General features: G+C 72.9%; 14 protein-coding genes. 9 read left to right on the top strand and 5 right to left on the bottom strand.

Annotated features, from left to right (window positions below; all coding sequences use genetic code 11):
* Positions 1–66: 66 nt before the first annotated feature.
* Positions 67–474 carry a DUF3224 domain-containing protein gene (locus ACFV18_RS00220; protein ID WP_380477898.1) on the top strand — a complete coding sequence of 136 codons (408 nt, stop codon included), beginning with the start codon at positions 67–69 and terminating at the stop codon, positions 472–474.
* Between the two features lie 107 nt (positions 475–581).
* Here ACFV18_RS00220 and ACFV18_RS00215 read toward each other — a convergent pair whose 3' ends face one another.
* The 3 genes from ACFV18_RS00215 to ACFV18_RS00205 all read right to left on the bottom strand — a co-directional run bounded on the left by ACFV18_RS00215 (position 582) and on the right by ACFV18_RS00205 (position 2,934).
* Positions 582–764: a hypothetical protein gene (locus ACFV18_RS00215; protein WP_380477897.1), complete on the bottom strand. Its 183-nt coding sequence runs from the start codon at positions 762–764 to the stop codon at positions 582–584.
* A 4-nt stretch (positions 765–768) separates the two neighbouring features.
* Positions 769–1,992, bottom strand: a complete 1,224-nt coding sequence (locus ACFV18_RS00210) for an aminotransferase class V-fold PLP-dependent enzyme (protein WP_380477896.1) — start codon at positions 1,990–1,992, stop codon at positions 769–771.
* A 447-nt stretch (positions 1,993–2,439) separates the two neighbouring features.
* Positions 2,440–2,934 (bottom strand): GNAT family N-acetyltransferase, encoded by a 495-nt coding sequence (locus ACFV18_RS00205; protein WP_380477895.1) that lies wholly within the window; start codon positions 2,932–2,934, stop codon positions 2,440–2,442.
* Between the two features lie 75 nt (positions 2,935–3,009).
* Here ACFV18_RS00205 and ACFV18_RS00200 point away from each other — a divergent pair, with 75 nt between their 5' ends.
* Positions 3,010–3,753, top strand: a complete 744-nt coding sequence (locus tag ACFV18_RS00200; protein WP_380477894.1) for a dienelactone hydrolase family protein — start codon at positions 3,010–3,012, stop codon at positions 3,751–3,753.
* A gap of 87 nt (positions 3,754–3,840) precedes the next feature.
* Here ACFV18_RS00200 and ACFV18_RS00195 read toward each other — a convergent pair whose 3' ends face one another.
* The gene (locus ACFV18_RS00195; RefSeq protein ID WP_380477893.1) at positions 3,841–4,866 is read right to left on the bottom strand and encodes an NlpC/P60 family protein; all 1,026 of its coding nucleotides are present in this window, start codon (positions 4,864–4,866) and stop codon (positions 3,841–3,843) included.
* A 135-nt stretch (positions 4,867–5,001) separates the two neighbouring features.
* Here ACFV18_RS00195 and ACFV18_RS00190 point away from each other — a divergent pair, with 135 nt between their 5' ends.
* Both ACFV18_RS00190 and ACFV18_RS00185 read left to right on the top strand, forming a co-directional pair.
* Complete coding sequence (locus ACFV18_RS00190; protein ID WP_380478298.1) at positions 5,002–5,403, top strand: BlaI/MecI/CopY family transcriptional regulator; 402 nt, start codon at positions 5,002–5,004, stop codon at positions 5,401–5,403.
* Positions 5,400–6,302 (top strand): M56 family metallopeptidase, encoded by a 903-nt coding sequence (locus ACFV18_RS00185; RefSeq protein ID WP_380477892.1) that lies wholly within the window; start codon positions 5,400–5,402, stop codon positions 6,300–6,302. The genes ACFV18_RS00190 and ACFV18_RS00185 overlap by 4 nt, the downstream gene beginning before the upstream one ends.
* A gap of 125 nt (positions 6,303–6,427) precedes the next feature.
* Here the strand turns inward: ACFV18_RS00185 and ACFV18_RS00180 are convergent, their stop codons facing one another.
* A complete protein-coding gene (locus ACFV18_RS00180) occupies positions 6,428–7,207 on the bottom strand; it encodes a VOC family protein (protein ID WP_380477891.1) in 780 nt (259 codons plus the stop codon).
* A 246-nt stretch (positions 7,208–7,453) separates the two neighbouring features.
* On the opposite strand from ACFV18_RS00180, the gene ACFV18_RS00175 reads away from it, so the two are divergent.
* The 5 genes from ACFV18_RS00175 to lpdA all read left to right on the top strand — a co-directional run bounded on the left by ACFV18_RS00175 (position 7,454) and on the right by lpdA (position 17,012).
* Complete coding sequence (locus ACFV18_RS00175) at positions 7,454–8,014, top strand: DUF421 domain-containing protein (protein WP_380477890.1); 561 nt, start codon at positions 7,454–7,456, stop codon at positions 8,012–8,014.
* 182 nt (positions 8,015–8,196) lie between these two features.
* Positions 8,197–10,191, top strand: a complete 1,995-nt coding sequence (locus ACFV18_RS00170) for an APC family permease (RefSeq protein WP_380477889.1) — start codon at positions 8,197–8,199, stop codon at positions 10,189–10,191.
* A 199-nt stretch (positions 10,192–10,390) separates the two neighbouring features.
* Positions 10,391–14,224, top strand: a complete 3,834-nt coding sequence (locus tag ACFV18_RS00165) for a Pls/PosA family non-ribosomal peptide synthetase (protein WP_380477888.1) — start codon at positions 10,391–10,393, stop codon at positions 14,222–14,224.
* Positions 14,221–15,528, top strand: coding sequence for a M1 family metallopeptidase (locus ACFV18_RS00160; protein WP_380477887.1), 1,308 nt, complete (start codon positions 14,221–14,223; stop codon positions 15,526–15,528). The genes ACFV18_RS00165 and ACFV18_RS00160 overlap by 4 nt, the downstream gene beginning before the upstream one ends.
* A gap of 77 nt (positions 15,529–15,605) precedes the next feature.
* Complete coding sequence (gene lpdA / locus ACFV18_RS00155) at positions 15,606–17,012, top strand: dihydrolipoyl dehydrogenase (protein ID WP_380477886.1); 1,407 nt, start codon at positions 15,606–15,608, stop codon at positions 17,010–17,012.
* The last annotated feature ends 258 nt before the right edge of the window (positions 17,013–17,270 follow it).

Raw genomic sequence — 17,270 nt, 5'->3', positions numbered from 1 at the left:
CGCACCAGTGGCCACCGCGCCCTGACGGGCCGCCGGTTGTCGGTGGCAGCCTCTACCATCGCGCCCATGCGAGCATCAGGCACCTTCACCGTCCCCGAGTTCACCCCCGCGCCCGTCCCGGAGGGCGACATCAAGACCGCCGTCGGCGTCGGTGTGGCCACCATGCGCAAGGAGTTCCGGGGCGAAATCGAGGGGCGCTCCACCACGCTCTTCACCTCGGCCTTCGACCATGCGGCGGGCGTCGGGACGTACCTCGCCATGGAGTCCTTCGCCGGCCAACTGCACGACACCGAAGGCACGTTCAACTTCGCGCACTCCGCCACCACGCTGGGCGCCGGCCGTGAGGGCGAGTACTTCGTGATCGTCCCCGGCAGCGGCACCGCGGGCCTGGCCGGCATCACCGGCACCGGCGGCATCGTGATCGACGAGGACGGCACCCACCGCATCCACCTCGACTACGAACTCCCGGCGTAGCGAAGGCCGGTGACCCCGCGCTGCGCACTGCACGCGGGGCCGGTTCGTTCCCACCTGCCGCCGTTACGCCGAACTCCCGTCGTAGCGGTGGCCGGTGGGAGGGCCGGTCACTCCGGGCGGGACCAGTTCGCCTCCACCCGCTGCCGTTCCAGCTCGACCAGCCCGCGCACCACGTCCGTCGCCGTCCGGTGCGAGAGTTCCGCGAAGTTCTGCAGCCACTCCGCCAGCTCCACCGGCAGATCCACCTGCACCCGCCGCCGACCCGGTGGAACCTTCCGGTAACTGCCCATCGCCTCAAGCCTCCTGGCGGTGTTTCGCGGCCCAGGCGCACAGCACCGGGACGCAGGTCTCGGCAAAGTACTCGTAGTCCGCGGCGGTGTTGTACACATGCGTGGAGAGCCGGAAGTAACCCGTCCCGCCGAAGCTGGTGAATGCCGCCTCCACCCCGAACTCCGTTGCCAGCCGGTCCCGCAGGCCGTCCGCCTCCAGCCGGGTCCGCCCCAGCCCGGCGGGCAGCTTGACCAGCCGCAGCGCGTTGACCGGCATGCCGACCTCCGCCGCGGCCGACTCCCCGGTGGCATCGGCGAACGCCTCGCCGATCAACTCCTGTGCGTAGTCGGCGAGTTCAGTCATGTACTGGCGGGTCTGCGGCCAACCCCAGTGCTCCGCGACGAAGTCGAGCGCGGTCGGCGCGGCCAGATAGCTCGTCGCGTCCACCGTGCCCTGGGTGTCGAAGCGCTCCGGGAACGGCTCCTCCGCGCCCCAGGAGTCGATCAACGGGTAGAGCGCGTGCCGGAGTTCGCCCCGCGCGACGAGCGCGGCGGTGCCGCGCGGCGCGCAGCCGAACTTGTGCAGGTTGCCGACCCAGGCGTCGCAGTCCAGGCCCGCCCGCGGGTCCTCCAGCAGGCCGGGGACGTGCGCGGCGTCCACCAGCAGCGGGATGCCGCGCTCGCGGGCGGTCGGACCGATCAGGTCGATCGGGAGACGGCGCGCGGTGGCGGAGGTGATCTGGTCCAGCACGATCAGCGCCGTGCGGTCGTCGATCCCCTCGAGTACCGCCGCCGCGGCCTCCTCCGGACCGGCCGCCAGCGGCACGTGCACGGTGCGGACCGAGCCGCCCCAGCGCCGGGCCAGCCGGGCCGCGCCCATGGTGACCGCCCCGTACCCGTGGTCGGTGACCAGCACCTCCCCGCCCGGCCGGTGCGGCAGGCTGTTGTACACGGCACTCGCGCCCGCACTGGCGTTCGGCACCAGCGCGGTGAACTCGACCGGGGCGCCCAGGAATTCGGCGATCGCGGCCCGTGCCCGGGCGACCCGGCGGGGGAGCGCCGGGAACCACACCACCGGGGCGCGCTCCATCTCCTCCCGCAGATCCTGCTGCGCGCGCTGTGCGGCCAGCGGAACCGCCCCGAACGAACCGTGATTGAGATGCCGCAACGACGGGTCCAGCGACCACCCGGCGGCGGCCGGCCGGCCGTCCTGGAGCAGCAGCGGCTTGGGGGCGACGACGGTTCCCACAGTCCCTCCGATCCGGCCGCTTGTCCTGACCCTGGAGCGGCCTGTGCTCCGAATGCTGACACAGCGCCCGCCGGGCCCGGCACGCGGGCCGCCCCAGCCCGGCACGCGGGCCGCCCGGGCCCGACACGCGGGCCGCCCTGGCCCGTTCGGGTGGCTTCCCGTTGCGCCGTCCGGATGCGGCCGAGCGGGTGCCGCATGCTGAGCGGACCCGACCCGTCCCGTCACACGGGCGGGCCGCCGATCGAGAACGAGGATTCCCGCATGTTCCAGAAGTCCCGCCCGCCGGCCATCCCCGCCCCGCGCCGCCCGCTCGCCACCGTGCGTCCGCCCGCCCGCAGCCCCCGGCCGCCGCGCACCCGCCGCGAGCGCTGATCGCCCGGCCCACCGACCGGCCCGCCCCGGCCGACACGTCTCCCGCGGCCGGGGCCGGGCCACCAACTCTCCGCCCTACGGCTCGATCACCCAATGGTTGGTCCGCAGCACCCGTCCCGCGAACACCACCTCGCGCTCCTCCAGCAGTTCGAACCCGAGCGAGCGGCACAGCGCGTTCGACGCGCCGTTGGCCGCCCCGGGGAAGGCGTGCACCGGGCCCCAACGCCCGTCCGCGCCGGCCGCTTCGAGCACCTCACGGACGGCCCGCTTGGCCAGTCCGCGCCGCTGGAACTCCGGCAGCACCATCCACCCGATCTCGGAGATCGACGCGCCGTCCTCCTCGTGCGGCCACAGCGTCACCGTCCCCGCGACCACCTCGGGCCCGGCGCCGTCCGGCACGATCATCCGGACCCACCAGTCGTCCGCTGCCGTCCGCTCCACATCGAGCCGGACCTTCTCGGCCATGCCCTCGGCCGGCAGCGGCCCGCCCAACTCGGCCGTCATCGCCGGGTCGCACCGCATCCGGAGGTACGCCCCGACGTCCCCCAGCCCGACGTTGCGCAGCCGCATCCGTGCACCCCTTCCGCTCTGCCCGCAGCTAAGGACGGTACCGAGCGGGTGCGACGGTCCGTACAGTCCGATCGCATGACGACGGTCACCTCCCGCACGGTCCACTACCCCGCCGACGGCCTGACCATGGCCGGCCACCTCGCGCTGCCCGCCGGGACCGGCCGCCGGCCCGGGGTGCTGATCGGCCCCGAAGGCCCCGGCCTGAGCGACTTCCAGCGCGGCCTGGCCGACGCCCTCGCCGAACTCGGCTACGTGGCACTGCTGTTCGACATCAACGGCGGCCGCTGGTTCACCGATCCGCAGGAGATGCTGGCCCGCGCCCTCCCGCTGCTCGCCGACCCCGAGCGGATGCGGGGCATCGGCCGCGCCGGCCTCGACGTCCTGCTCGCCGAACCGCGCACCGACCCCGACCGGATCGCCGCCATCGGCTACGGCACCGGCGGCGCCATCGCCCTCGAACTCGGCCGCGCCGGAACCCCGTTGCGCGCCATCGGCACCCTCAACGCCGTCACCACCGGCCGCCCCGGCGAGGCCGCGAACATCCCGTGCCCGGTCTGGGCGGGCGTCGGCTCCGAGGACCCGATCATGTCCGCCGAGCGCCGCGAGGCCTTCACCGCCGAAATGCAGGACGCCGGCGTCGACTGGCGCCTGACCGTCTACGGCGGCGCCCAGCACGCCTTCCACCACCCCACCGTCAACGCCGTCGTCCTCCCGGGCGTCGGCCACCACCCCCGCCAAGCCGCCCGGGCCTGGCGCGACATGCTCGACCTCCTGGCCGAGTGCCTGCCCGTCACGGAGTCGGGCGATTCCGGCTCATGAGCGTTTGAGGAACCGCACGGAGCACGCGCCGAACACCAGCGCGACTCGGGTCCGCAGCATCTCGATCAACCCGTAGCCCGGCGCCGCTCAGGGGCGGACCGCGCCCATGTACGGCATGACGTCCATGTCCACGATTTCGATGTTCTTGCCGGTGCGGGGGGCGTGCAGGAGCTTGCCGTTGCCGATGTAGATGCCGACGTGGTGCAGGTCGTTGTAGTAGAAGAGCAGGTCGCCGGGCTGGATGTCGGCCTTCGCTATGCGCTTGCCCGCGTTCCACTGGTCCTGGGAGACGCGGGGGAGGCTGACACCGCCGGCCCGGAAGGCGGCCTGGGTGAGGCCCGAGCAGTCGAAGGAGTTGGGGCCGGTGGCGCCCCAGGCGTAGGGCTTGCCGATCTGGGCGTAGGCGAAGTCGAGGATCGCCTTGACCTGGCCGGTGGCGGGGCCGGTGTAGGTCTGGCCGCGGGTCGAACTGCGGGACGCCGCCTGGTTGTTGTCGCCGAGGACGCGGGCCCGGTCGGCGGCCTTGAGACCGGCCAGGACGCGGCTGGCCTCGGCCAGCTTGTCCTGCACCTCGGTCTTCTTCGCGGCCAGGGTGCTGCGGGCCTGCTCCAACTCGGCCAGCTTGCCCGCGGTTTCGGCCCGGTCCTGGTCGATCGACTGCTGCAGGCGCAGCGCGCTGCGCAGCGCGTCGGCCTGTTGCCCGCCGGCCAGGTCCTGGAGGCCTGCCCGGCGCAGGTATTCGTCGGGGGAGGAGCTGAGCATCAGTTGCATGCTCGGGTCGACTCCGCCGCCGCGGTACTGTTCGGCGGCCAACGCGCCCAGGGTGTCCTGGAGTTGCAGGATCTTCGCCTGCTGTCCGGCCAGCCGGTCCTGCAACTTCCCGGCCTGGTCCTGGAGTTGCTTGGCCCGCTCGTCCACCTTGTTGTACTGCTCGGTGGCCGCCTCGGCGTCCTCGTACAGGGCGTCGACCTTGGCCTTGACCTGGTCGATGGTGCCGGTGGCCGGTTCGGCCCAGGCCGAGCCGGTGGGCAGCAGGACGGCGGCGCCGGCCGCCGCGCCGAGGACGGCCGTCCTGGTGCGTCCGGCGGGTCGGGGGCGGCGGTGCGTTCCCATCGCTGCGTCTCTCCTCAGAACTCCGGGCCTTAACTACGAGACAACTTAGTAGTTCAGTAGAAGGACCGGCAAGCCACCCCGCGCCCACTACGATGAGCCGGACCACCGGTGGGACCCGAAGAGGACGGAACGGCAGTGCGCAGACTCGGCGACCTGGAGGCGGAGATCATGGACCGCCTGTGGACGTGGGGCCGCCCCGCCACCGTCCGAGAGATCGTCGACGACCTCAACCGCTCCCGGCCGCTCGCGTACACCACCGTGATGACGGTCGCCGACATCCTCCACCGCAAGGGCATGCTGCGCCGCGAGAAGTCCGGCCGGGCCTGGAGCTATCGGCCCGCGTGCACCCGCGAGGCGTACAGCGCCGCCCTGATGCGCGACGTGCTCGGCGAGAGCCCCAACCCCACCGGCGCCCTCGCGCACCTGGTCGAGCAGCTCACCCCGGCCGAACTCGACGCGCTGCGCGCCGCCATCGACTCCGTAGACCGCGAGCAGCCGGGCCGCGGCGGCGCAGGCGGCGCAGGGGGCGCACGGTGAGCGCCGCGCTCGCGCTGTTCGGGTACGCGATGCTGGTCGGCGTGCTCGCCCCGCTGCCGCTGGCCCGGGCGCGCTGGACACACCGCGCGCCCCGGTTGGCCGTCGCGCTCTGGCAGGGGCTGGCGCTGTCCTTCCTCACCGCCCTGGTGCTGGCCGTCCATCACGTGGCCGTCCCGGGCGGCCACCTGCACCTCGGGCTGGTCGGCCTGATGCACCTGTGCGGTGTCGACCACCCCGTCGGGCCGGCCCTCGGCGGCGGATGGCGGCTGCTGCTGCCCGCCGCGGCCGCGCTCTGGCCGCTCGGCCGGTTCGCCACCGTGCTGGCCCGCACCGCCCGGCACCGGAGCCGCCACCGGACGGTGCTCGACCTGGTCGCCGCCCGCGACCCGCGCCTCGGCGCGCACGTCCTCGACCACCACATCCCCGCCGCGTACTGCCTGCCCGGCCGCCGCTCCCGGATCGTGCTCACCCGCGGCGCGCTCGATGTCCTCACGGACGGTCAACTCGCCGCCGTGCTCGCCCACGAGCGCGCCCACGTCACCGGCCGTCACCACCTGGCCCGCACCGCCGCGGACGCGCTCGCCGCCGCGTTCCCGTTCCTCCCGCTGGCCCGCCTCGCCGCCCGGGAGACCCCGCTGCTGCTGGAGATGGCCGCCGACGACCGGGCCGTGCGCCGCCACCCGCGCGCCGTGCTCGCCGCCGCCATGTACCGGGTGGCCGGCGGCCAGGTCCCGCAGGCCGCGTTCGCCGCCGGCGGCCCCGCCGCGCTGCTGCGGGTCCGCCGCCTGCTGGCCCCCGCCACCGCCCCGCACCCCGCGCTGCGCGCCGCCGCTGTGCTCACCACGGCCGCCGCCCCCGTCCTCCCGCTGCTGTTCACCTGCGGCCCGGTCCTGCCCTGACCGCACGCCGGACCACACGGCAGGCCGCACGGTACCGTCCGCCCGGCAGACCGCACACCGGAACACACGGCACCGCCCGCCCCGGACGGACCCGGGCGGGCGGCTTTCGGGAGCGCGACAGGCGCCTACATCGGCTTCGGCTTGATCATCGCGAACGGTGCGCCCTGCGGGTCGGAGACCACCGTCATCCGCCCGGCCACCATGTCGAACGGCGGGACCAGCACGGTGCCCTTGTGCTTGGCCAGCGCGTCCACGGTGGAGTCCACGTCGTCCACCGCGTAGTACGTCAGCCAGTGCGCCGGGGTGCCGGGCGGGTCGTTGGCGAGCAGGGTGGCACCGCCGACCGCGCGGCCGCCGACCTGCAGCGCCCAGTAGTCCTTCGCGCCTTCCATCGGCTCGATCTCGATGCCGAACGCCTCGCCGTAGAAGGCGGTGGCCGCCGGGATGTCGCTGGTGTGCAGCTCGTTCCAGACCACCGCGCCGGCCTCGTTGACCACCTGCGCGCCGGAGAAGTCGAGGGCCTGCCACACGCCGAACACCGCGCCCTGCGGGTCCTGGGCGATCAGCATCCGGCCCAGGTTGCCGACGTCCATCACCGGGGCCAGCAGCGTGCCGCCGGCGGCGACGATCGCGTCCTGGGTGGCCTGCGCGTCGGTGGTGGCCAGGTAGGTGGTCCACACGGTCGGCGGCTCCGGCTGGCCCTCGGGCGCCATCGCCGGGCCGATCCCGGCGACGGCCTTGCCGTTCAGTTCGCAGACCGCGTACCCGCCGAACTCGGCCGGGCCGGGCTTGCCCTGCCAGCCGAGCAGGTCGCGGTAGAAGTCCAGCGCCGCCTGCTGGTTCTTCGCCATCAGATCGACCCAGCACGGAGTGCCGGTCTCGTACGGTTTGGTGACTTCGGGCATCTCTCGCTCTTTTCCGGTGAGGCGTTCCGGTGTTCCCCCGGAAGTCACCCTCGTGGCCCGGTCCCCGATCCGCCACCGGAGGGCACACCCGCCGCCGGGCAGGCGCTACCTGGACTGTTCGACCGGTCTGCTGCCGGCCACCCGCCGGGGGTGGCGATCCGGGCACCCGCCGCCGGTAGGCCGTCCGGGGGAGTGCGGGCGTGGGGGCCGGAGCGGTGGATCGGGCCGGTGCCTACGGTGGCGGGCATGTGGCACGACATGTTCCAGGCGGGGATCTCGTACGGCGAGAAGACGCTGCGCACCGTACTGGTGTACCTGGCGCTGCTGGTGCTGCTGCGGGTGGTCGGCAAGCGCGGGCTGGCCCAGCTGAACACCTTCGACCTGGTGGTCATGCTGCTGCTGTCGAATGTGGTGCAGAACGCGGTGATCGGGAACGACAACTCGGTGGTGGGCGGCCTGTACGGGGCACTGGTGCTGCTGCTCACGGACTGGGTGCTGGTGCGGCAGGCGGCGCGCTGGGAGTGGTTCAACCGGCTGCTGGACGGGACGCCGACGGTGCTGGGCCAAGACGGCCGGTACGACCTGCGGGAGGTCGCCCGGCAGGGCATCCGGGTGCCGGACCTGGACGTGGCGATCCGGCACCAGGGCGGCAACGGGGTGGAGGAGACCTCACTGATCGTGCTGGAGCCGGGCGGCACGCTGCTGGTGAAGCTGAAGGAGGGCGACCAGGTGGCCGACAAGGGCGACGTGGCGACGATCAGGGCGGTTCTGGCCGCCATCGAGGCCCGGCTGCCGGCCTCCCGGTGACTGTTTTGTCCCGTTTTGCGGCGCCCGACAAGAGACATTGACGAATCCTTAACGGCAGCCTTTACGGCCCCTGGGCCTTCGATTCGATCACTTGCATTGCCTCTGGCCTGCGGGAATGCGGCAAATCCACTGATCGGACAGGCTGCTTGTCTTAACGGCAGGGGCGCATACGCTCCCGTGCTGTGTTCAACCTCCCCCAGGCGCTCAAGCGCCTCGTGATCGGCCGCGCCATGCGCAGCGAGGAGCTCGGCGAGACGCTGCTCCCCAAGCGGCTCGCGCTGCCGATCTTCGCCTCCGACCCGCTCTCCTCGGTGGCCTACGCGACCGGCGAGATCCTGCTCGTCCTCACCGTCGGTGGCACCGCCTTCCTGTACCTCACCCCGTGGGTCGCCGCCGGCGTGGTCGCCCTGATGGCCGTGGTGGTGATGTCCTACCGGCAGGTGGTGCACGCCTACCCGAGCGGCGGCGGCTCGTACGAGGTGGTCTCCCGCAACCTCGGCGCCAACTCCGGCCTGGTGGTGGCGGCTTCACTGCTCGTCGACTACGTGATGACGGTCGCCGTCTCGGTGGCGTCCGGCGTCGACAACATCATCTCCGCGTTCGGCTCGCTCGCCGATTACCGGGTGGCGCTGGCGGTCGGCTTCGTGGCGCTGCTGACCGCGATGAACCTGCGCGGCGTGCGCGAATCCGGCCGGGCCTTCGCCGCCCCCACCTACCTGTTCATCGGCGGCATCCTGCTGATGGTCGTCACCGGCCTGATCCGGCTGGCCTTCGGCGACAACCCGCAGGCCCCCACGGCGGCCCTCGGCATCGCCGCCGTGGACGGCAAGGACACCCTCCAGGGCTTCGGCCTGCTGATGCTCGGCCTGCGCGCCTTCGCCTCCGGCTGCACCGCGCTCACCGGCGTCGAGGCGATCTCCAACGGCGTGCCCGCGTTCCGTGCCCCCAAGTCCCGCAACGCCGCCGCCACCATGGCCGTGATGGGCATCGTCGCGGTGGTGATGTTCGTCGGCGTCACGCTGCTGGCCCTCACCTCGCACGTGCACTACGTCGAGGACGCCTGCCAGCTGACCGGCCTGGCCGGCGACTGTCACACCTACACCCAGCAGACGGTGATCGCGCAGCTCGCCGCGACCGTCTTCGGCGGCTCCGACACGCTGCTGTTCTACTTCATCCAGGCCGTGACGGCGCTGGTGCTGATCCTGGCCGCGAACACCGCGTTCAACGGGTTCCCGCTGCTCGCCTCGATCCTCGCCCAGCACCGCTACCTGCCCCGGCAGATGCACACCCGCGGCGACCGGCTGGCCTTCTCCAACGGCATCATCGCGCTCGCCGTGGTGGCCGGCGGACTGCTCTGGTTCTACAAGGCGGACGTCACCAGCCTGATCCACCTGTACATCCTCGGCGTGTTCACCTCCTTCACGCTGTCGCAGATCGGCATGGTCCGGCACTGGAACCGGGCGCTGGCGGAGGAACGCGACCCGGCGGTGCGGGCAGCCGCGCAGCGCAGCCGGCTGATCAACGGGCTGGGCGCCGTCACCACCGCGCTGGTGCTGGTCATCGTCCTGATCACCAAGTTCACCCAGGGCGCGTGGCTGGCCGTGGTTGCCGCGCTGCTGCTCTGGCTCACCATGCGGGGCATCCGGCGGCACTACGACCACGTCGCGGAGGAGCTCTCCGTCGAGGACGTGGCCGCGGAGAGCTCGCGCCCGCGCCAGGTGCATGCGGTGGTGCTGGTCTCCAAGCTCCACAAGCCGACGCTGCGGGCGCTGGGCTACGCGGAGGCGTTCCGGCCGGACACCGTCGAGGCGGTCACGGTGGACGTCGAGCCGGAGGCGACGGCCGACCTGCGGTCCGCCTGGGAGGCCAGCGGCCTGGAGGTTTCGCTGCGGGTGCTGGAGTCGCCGTTCCGGGAGATCACCAAGCCGGTGGTGACGCATGTGCGGGAGCTGAAGGAGCAGTGGCCGGGGGACGCGGTGGCGGTGTTCATTCCGGAGTACGTGGTGGGGCGGTGGTGGGAGAACCTGCTGCACAACCAGTCGGCGCTGTGGCTGAAGAGCCGGCTGCTGTTCACGCCCGGGGTGATGGTCATATCGGTGCCCTGGCAGTTGACGTCCGCGAAGAGGGCGGACCGGCCTGCGCGCAAGGCGCCGGGCGCGGTGCGGCGGGGGCAGTAGCCGGGCGCCCGGTACGGCAGGGTCGCGGCCACGAGCAGGTCGGGCGTGCGTCGCGATCCTGCCGTTGGGTGCCTTCCGGCTCGCGCGGTTCCCCGTGCCCCTGGCGTCACGGCCCCGTTCACCTAGACTTTCCCGGGTTGTCGCGTTTTGGACACGTTCGGTTGGCTGCCGGGGAACCCAGGACAAGGACCGTATGGCCATGATCACCGATTCCGACACCGCGTTGTTCCGCGCCCGGCCGGCGGCCGCGGCGCGGACGCTGGTGGATGTGCTCGCGGCGACAGCGGCCGCGTACCCGCAGGAGCCCGCCCTGGACGACGGGCGGCAGACCTTGAGCTATGCCGGGCTGATGGCCGAAGTGGAGCGGGTGCGGGGGGAGTTGGGGGCGGCCGGGGTCGGGCTGGGGGACCGGGTCGGGGTCCGGGTGCCCTCGGGTGGGAACGAGCTGTACGTGGCGATCCTGGGGGTGCTCGCGGCGGGTGCGGCGTACGTGCCGGTGGACTTCGAGGATCCGGACGAGCGCGCGGAGCTGGTGTTCGGCGAGGCGGACGTCAACGCGGTGATCGGGGTGGAGGGCCGGCCGGAGAAGGTGAAGCCCTCGGGCCACGAGGCCGCCCCGCCGGGGCCGGAGCACGACGCGTGGATCATCTTCACCTCCGGTTCGACCGGCAAGCCGAAGGGCGTGGCGGTCACGCATCGCAGTGCGGCGGCGTTCGTGGACGCCGAGGCGGCGATGTTCCTGCGGGAGGAGCCGATCGGGCCCGGGGACCGGGTGATGGCGGGGCTGTCGGTGGCGTTCGACGCGTCCTGCGAGGAGATGTGGCTGGCGTGGCGGCACGGCGCGTGCCTGGTGCCGGTGCCGCGCGCGCAGGTGCGCAGCGGTGCGGATCTGGGGCCGTGGCTGGCCGAGCAGGAGATCACCGTCATCTCCACGGTGCCGACGCTGGCCGCGCTGTGGCCGGCCGAGGCGCTGAACGAGGTGCGGCTGCTGATCTTCGGCGGTGAGGCGTGCCCGCCGGAGCTGGCGGAGCGGCTGGTGACCGAGGGCCGCGAGGTGTGGAACACCTACGGCCCGACCGAGGCGACCGTTGTCGCCTGCGGGGCGCTGCTGACAGGGCGGGCCCCGATCCGGATCGGACTGCCGCTGGACGGCTGGGAGCTGGCGGTCGTCGACGAGGCGGGCGCGCCGGTGCCGATGGGCGGCAGCGGACAGTTGGTGATCGGCGGGGTCGGCCTGGCCCGGTACCTGGACCCGCTGAAGGACGCCGAGAAGTACGCGCCGCTCCCGTCGCTGGGCTGGGAGCGGGCGTACCGCAGCGGCGACCTGGTGCGGGCCGAACCCGAGGGGCTGGTGTTCCTCGGGCGGGCCGACGAGCAGATCAAGCTGGGCGGCCGGCGGATCGAACTGGGCGAGGTGGACGCGGCGCTGCAGGCGCTGCCCGCCGTGTCCGGTGCGGCAGCCGCGGTGCGGACGGCGCGGGGCGGCAACCAGCTGCTGGTCGGCTACCTGGTGGTCCAGGACGGCTTCGACCGTGATGCGGCGGTCGCCAGGCTGCGGGCCGAACTGCCCGCCGCGCTGGTGCCGCTGCTGGCCACCGTCGAACACCTGCCGACCCGGACGTCCGGCAAGGTGGACCGGGACGCGCTGCCCTGGCCGCTGTCGGACCTGGAGACCTCCGGCCCCGCCGAGCAGCTGTACGGCACCGAGGCGTGGCTGGCCGAGCAGTGGACGCAGATCCTCGGCACCCCGGTGCGCGGCGCCGACGACGACTTCTTCGCGATCGGCGGCGGCTCGCTCGCCGCCGCACAGCTCACCACGCTGCTGCGCGGCCGCTGTCCGGCGGTCTCGGTGATCGACATCTACCAGCAGCCGACGCTGCGCAAGCTGGCCCGGCTGCTGGAGAAGTCCGCACAGCCCGAGGGCCCGGCCCGCACAGTCGAGCCGACCCCGCGCCGCGCCCAGGCCCTGCAACTGCTGCTGATGCTGCCCACGGCCACCCTGACCGGCCTGCGCTGGTCGCTGCTGCTGGCCGTCCTCGGCACCGCCCTGAGCCTGTTCGGCGACTACCCGTGGGCCCCCACCGCGCCGTGGTGGCTGCTGCTGGCCGGCGCGGCGCTGCTGTACTCGGCGCCCGGCCGCCTGGCGATCGCCGCGGGCAGTGCCCGGCTGCTGCTGCGCGGCGTCCGCCCCGGCACGTACCCGCGCGGCGGCGGCGTGCACCTTCGGCTGTGGACGGCGGAGCGGATCGCCGAGGCGTCGGGGGCGGTGCAGCTGTCCGGGTCCTGGCTGGTGCGGTACGCGCGGGCGCTGGGCTGCCGGGTCGCGCCGGACGTGGACCTGCACGCGCTGCCACCGGTGACGGGCCTGTTGCGGCTCGGCAAGGGCTGCGCGATCGAGAACGAGGTGGACCTGTCCGGCTACTGGCTGGACGGCGACCGGCTGGAGATCGGCGCGCTGCGGATCGGCGCGGGCGCGGTGGTCGGCACCCGTTCGACGCTGCTGCCCGGCGCGAAGATCGGCAAGCGGGCCGAGGTCGCGCCCGGCTCCAGCGTCACCGGGCACGTCCCGACCGGCCAGCGCTGGGCGGGCGCGCCCGCCGTGAAGACCGGCAAGGCCACCCGAGGCTGGCCCAAGCAGCGCCCGCCGCGCACCGCCCGCTGGGCGGCCGTCTACGGCGCCACCGGGTTCGTGCTGTCCGCCCTGCCGCTGCTCTCCGCGCTGCCCGCCCTGCTGATCGCCGGCCGGTTCGTCCACCCCGGCGACGGCCTCGCCCAGGCCGTACGGGGCGCGCTGCTCGCGCTCGTCCCCGCCACGCTCGCCTACGGGCTGGCGTACGCCGCGAAGGTGCTGATCGGGGTCCGGCTGCTGTCGCGGGGGCTGCGCACCGGGTACCACCCGCTGCACGGCCGGATCGGCTGGCAGGCGTGGACGGTCAGCCAGCTGATGGACCTGGCCCGGGAGACGCTGTTCCCGCTGTACGCCGCGCTGATCACCCCGGTGTGGCTGCGGCTGCTGGGGATGCGGGTCGGCAAGGGCGCCGAGGTGTCCACGGTGCTCGCGCTGCCGAGCCTGACCACGGTCGGCGACGGGGCGTTCCTCGCCGACGACACCCTGATCGCCCCGTACGAGCTGGGTGGCGGCTGGGTGCGGATCGGGCGGGCCGAGATCGGCGAGCGCGCCTTCCTCGGCAACTCCGGCATGACCGCGCCCGGGCGGGCGGTGCCGGACCGGGGGCTGGTCGGGGTGCTGTCGGCGACGCCGAAGAAGGCCAAGCGCGGCAGCTCCTACCTGGGCATGCCGCCGGTCAGACTGCCCCGGGCCGCCGACACCGCCGACCTGGCGCTCACCTACGAGCCGCCGGCCCGGCTGCGCTGGGCGCGCGGGGTGACCGAGCTGGGCCGGATCGTCCCGGTGCTGGCCTCCGCCGCACTGGCCGTGCTGACGGCCGCCGCGCTCTGCGCGCTGGACCAGCCGCTGCTGTCGGGGCTGGTGCTGCTGGCGGCGGGCGCCGTCGCCTGCGTGGTCTCCGCCGCCGCGAAGTGGCTGCTGGTGGGCCGGTTCCGGGCGGTCGAGCACCCGCTGTGGTCCTCCTTCGTCTGGCGCAACGAGCTCGCCGACACCTTCACCGAGGTGCTGGCCGTGCCCTGGCTGGTCGGCCGGGCCGCCGGCACGCCGGTGATGACGCTGTGGCTGCGCGCGATCGGCGCGCGGATCGGGCGCGGCGTGTGGTGCGAGAGCTACTGGCTGCCCGAGGCCGACCTGGTCACCCTCGGCGACGGCGTGAGCATCAACCGGGGCTGCGTGCTCCAGACCCACCTCTTCCACGACCGGATCATGCGGCTGGACACCGTGGAGCTCCGCGCGGGCGCCACCCTCGGCCCGGGCGGGATCGTGCTGCCCGGCAGCACCGTCGGCGAACGCACCACCCTCGGGCCGGCCTCGCTGGTGATGCGCGCCGAGACGGTGCCCGCCGACACCCGCTGGCTCGGCAACCCGATCGAGGCCTGGCACCAGGAGGAATCGCACCGGTGAGCGCCGACCCCTACTTCCCCCGCAATGGGGACCCGCGCTACCGCGCCCACCGCTACGAACTGGCCCTCGACTACCGCCCCGGCCCCAACCGGCTCGCCGCCTCCGCCCGGATCGCCGCCATAGCGGGCCCCGAGCCGCTGCGCGAGTTCACCCTCGACCTGGGGGTGTTCCGGATCGGCAAGGTATTGGTCGACGGCAGGGCCGCGCGCTACACGCACCGCGAAGGCAAACTGCGGATCAAACCCGCCAAGGCCCCCGCCGCCGGCGCCCTCTTCACCTGCGAGGTGCACTGGTCCGGCAACCCGCGCCCGGTCCGCAGCCCCTGGGGCGGCCTCGGCTTCGAGGAGATCGAGGACGGTGCGCTGGTCGCCTCCCAGCCGATCGGCGCGCCGTCCTGGTTCCCCTGCAACGACCGGCCCGCCGACAAGGCCGCCTACCAGCTGACCGTCACCACCGCGTCGCCGTACACCGTGGTCACCGGCGGCCGACTGCTCAGCCGCACCACCCGGTCCTCCGCCACCACCTGGGTGTACGAGCAGCCCGCGCCCACCGCGTCCTACCTGGTCGGGCTGGCGATCGCCCCGCTGCGCGAGTTCCCGCTGACCGAACGCGTCCCCGGTACCGTCCCGCAGATCGCCTGGGTGCCGCTGGCGCTGCAGGCCGCGTTCGAGCACGACTTCGTCCGGCAGCCGCAGATGATGCGCCTGTTCGAGGAACTGTTCGGCCCGTACCCGTTCGGCGAGTACACCGTCGCCGTGGTGGACGAGGAACTGGACGTCCCCGTCGAGGCGCAGGGCATGGCCACCTTCGGCCGCAACCACATCGACGGGCAGCGCGGCTGGGAACGCCTGGTCGCCCACGAACTCGCCCACCAATGGTTCGGCAACAGCGTCACCATCGCCGACTGGCGGCACATCTGGCTCAACGAAGGCCTCGCCAAGTACGCCGAATGGCTATGGTCCGAACGCGCCGGCGGCCCCACCACCCAGCACAAGGCCGCCGAAGCCCACCGCCAACTACGCGGCCTGCCACAGGATTTGGCCATCGGCAACCCCGGCAGGGCGCACATGTTCGACGACCGGGTGTACGAACGCGGCGGCCTCACCGTCCACGCACTGCGCTGCGCCCTCGGCGACGCCGCGTTCTTCCGCCTGCTGCGCGACTGGGCCACCGGCCACCGGCACGCCGTCGTCACCACCGAGGACTTCGCCGCGCACGCCGCCCACTACACCGACCGGCCACTGCGCCCGCTGCTGGACGACTGGCTGCACCTGCGCGCGCTGCCCGACCTCCCGGAGCTGTGACGGTTCGTGACCTGATGTACTGACACCATGGCCGCGAAGCCAACGTGGTCTTCGAAGTCACCGGAGGAACGAGGAACATGAGCACGCACTACGACGTGGTCGTCCTGGGCGCCGGCCCCGGCGGCTACACCGCCGCTGTCCGCTCCGCCCAGCTCGGTCTGCGCACCGCCGTGATCGAGGCCAAGTACTGGGGCGGCGTCTGCCTGAACGTCGGCTGCATTCCCTCCAAGGCACTGCTGCGCAACGCCGAACTCGCGCACACCGTGCTGAAGGAGGCCGACCTCTACGGCATCCAGGTCGAGGGCAGGATCTCCGTCGACTACGGCAAGGCGTTCAGCCGCTCCCGGCAGGTCGCCGACGGCCGGGTCAAGGGCGTCCACTACCTGATGAAGAAGAACAGCATCACCGAATACGACGGCTGGGGCACCTTCGTCGACGACCACACCCTGCAGGTCGCGCTGTCCGCCGGCGGGTTCCAGATGGTCACCTTCGACCACTGCATCATCGCCACGGGCGCCACCACCCGCCTGCTGCCCGGCACCTCGCTCAGCGAGCGGGTCGTCACCTACGAGGAGCAGATCCTCACCGAGCAGCTGCCGGAGTCGATCATCATCGCGGGCGCCGGCGCGATCGGCGTCGAGTTCGCGTACGTGCTGCACAACTACGGCGTCAAGGTCACCGTCGTCGAGTTCCTGGACCGCATGGTGCCGCTGGAGGACGCCGACGTGTCCGCCGAACTCGCCAAGCAGTACCGCAAGTTGGGCATCCAGGTGCTCACCTCCACCCGGGTCGACGCGATCGACGACTCCGACCCGAACAAGCCCGTCCGGGTCACCGTCACCCGCGACGGCAAGCAGGAGGTGCTGGAGGCCGACAAGGTGCTCCAGGCGATCGGCTTCGCGCCGCGCACCCAGGGCTACGGCCTGGAGGTCACCGGCGTGCAGCTCACCGAACGCGGCGCGATCGCCGTGGACGGGCGGGGCCGCACCAGCGCCGAGCACATCTTCGCGATCGGCGACGTCACCGCCAAGCTGATGCTGGCGCACGCCGCCGAGGCGATGGCCGTGGTCGCCGCCGAGACCATCGCCAAGGCCGAGACCATGGAGATCGACTTCGTGATGGTCCCGCGCGCCACCTACTGCCAGCCGCAGGTCGCCTCCTTCGGATACACCGAGGCGCAGGCCCGCGAGCTCGGCCACGACGTGAAGGTGCAGAAGTTCCCGTTCACCGCCAACGGCAAGGCGCACGGCCTCGGCCAGCCCGTCGGCTTCGTCAAGGTGATCTGCGACAACACCCACGGCGAGCTGCTCGGCGCGCACCTGATCGGCCCCGAGGTCACCGAACTGCTGCCCGAGCTGACGCTGGCCCAGCAGTGGGACCTCACCGTGCACGAGGTCGGCCGCAACATCCACGCCCACCCGACCCTGGGCGAGGCCGTCAAGGAGGCCATCCACGGCCTCGCCGGTCACATGATCAACATGTAGTACCTCCTGTGGCGCCGCCCCGGCTCCCTTCGCTGCGCGGCGGAGGGAGCCGGGGCGGCGCCGTTTTCGTTCCTCGGAGCGCTCTCGGAGCGGTCTCGGAGCGGGGGCTGGTGTTCTTTTCTCACCGCACCGGCCGACCGGTCGGGCGGAGGAAACGAACACCGAGGAGCACACCATGGCGAACGTCCTGAAGCTGCAGAAGATGGTCACCGTCGAGGGCAACCCGATCGACGACCAGGAGTCCATCAGCGTCTCGTC

This window comes from Kitasatospora sp. NPDC059673 (assembly GCF_042734215.1).
Taxonomy (GTDB): domain Bacteria; phylum Actinomycetota; class Actinomycetes; order Streptomycetales; family Streptomycetaceae; genus Kitasatospora.
Note: the sequence above shows the minus strand (reverse complement) of the source record. Positions and strands in the feature narration are given on the sequence as shown.

What these genes read in the sequence shown, in the direction of transcription:
- ACFV18_RS00195 (WP_380477893.1), bottom strand. Translation starts at nt 4,866, where the DNA reads ATGGGAACGCACCGCCGCCCCCGACCCGCCGGACGCACCAGGACGGCC.
- ACFV18_RS00220 (WP_380477898.1), top strand. Translation starts at nt 67, where the DNA reads ATGCGAGCATCAGGCACCTTCACCGTCCCCGAGTTCACCCCCGCGCCC.
- ACFV18_RS00200 (WP_380477894.1), top strand. Translation starts at nt 3,010, where the DNA reads ATGACGACGGTCACCTCCCGCACGGTCCACTACCCCGCCGACGGCCTG.
- ACFV18_RS00180 (WP_380477891.1), bottom strand. Translation starts at nt 7,207, where the DNA reads ATGCCCGAAGTCACCAAACCGTACGAGACCGGCACTCCGTGCTGGGTC.
- ACFV18_RS00165 (WP_380477888.1), top strand. Translation starts at nt 10,391, where the DNA reads ATGATCACCGATTCCGACACCGCGTTGTTCCGCGCCCGGCCGGCGGCC.
- lpdA (WP_380477886.1), top strand. Translation starts at nt 15,606, where the DNA reads ATGAGCACGCACTACGACGTGGTCGTCCTGGGCGCCGGCCCCGGCGGC.
- ACFV18_RS00205 (WP_380477895.1), bottom strand. Translation starts at nt 2,934, where the DNA reads ATGCGGCTGCGCAACGTCGGGCTGGGGGACGTCGGGGCGTACCTCCGG.
- ACFV18_RS00215 (WP_380477897.1), bottom strand. Translation starts at nt 764, where the DNA reads ATGGGCAGTTACCGGAAGGTTCCACCGGGTCGGCGGCGGGTGCAGGTG.
- ACFV18_RS00175 (WP_380477890.1), top strand. Translation starts at nt 7,454, where the DNA reads ATGTGGCACGACATGTTCCAGGCGGGGATCTCGTACGGCGAGAAGACG.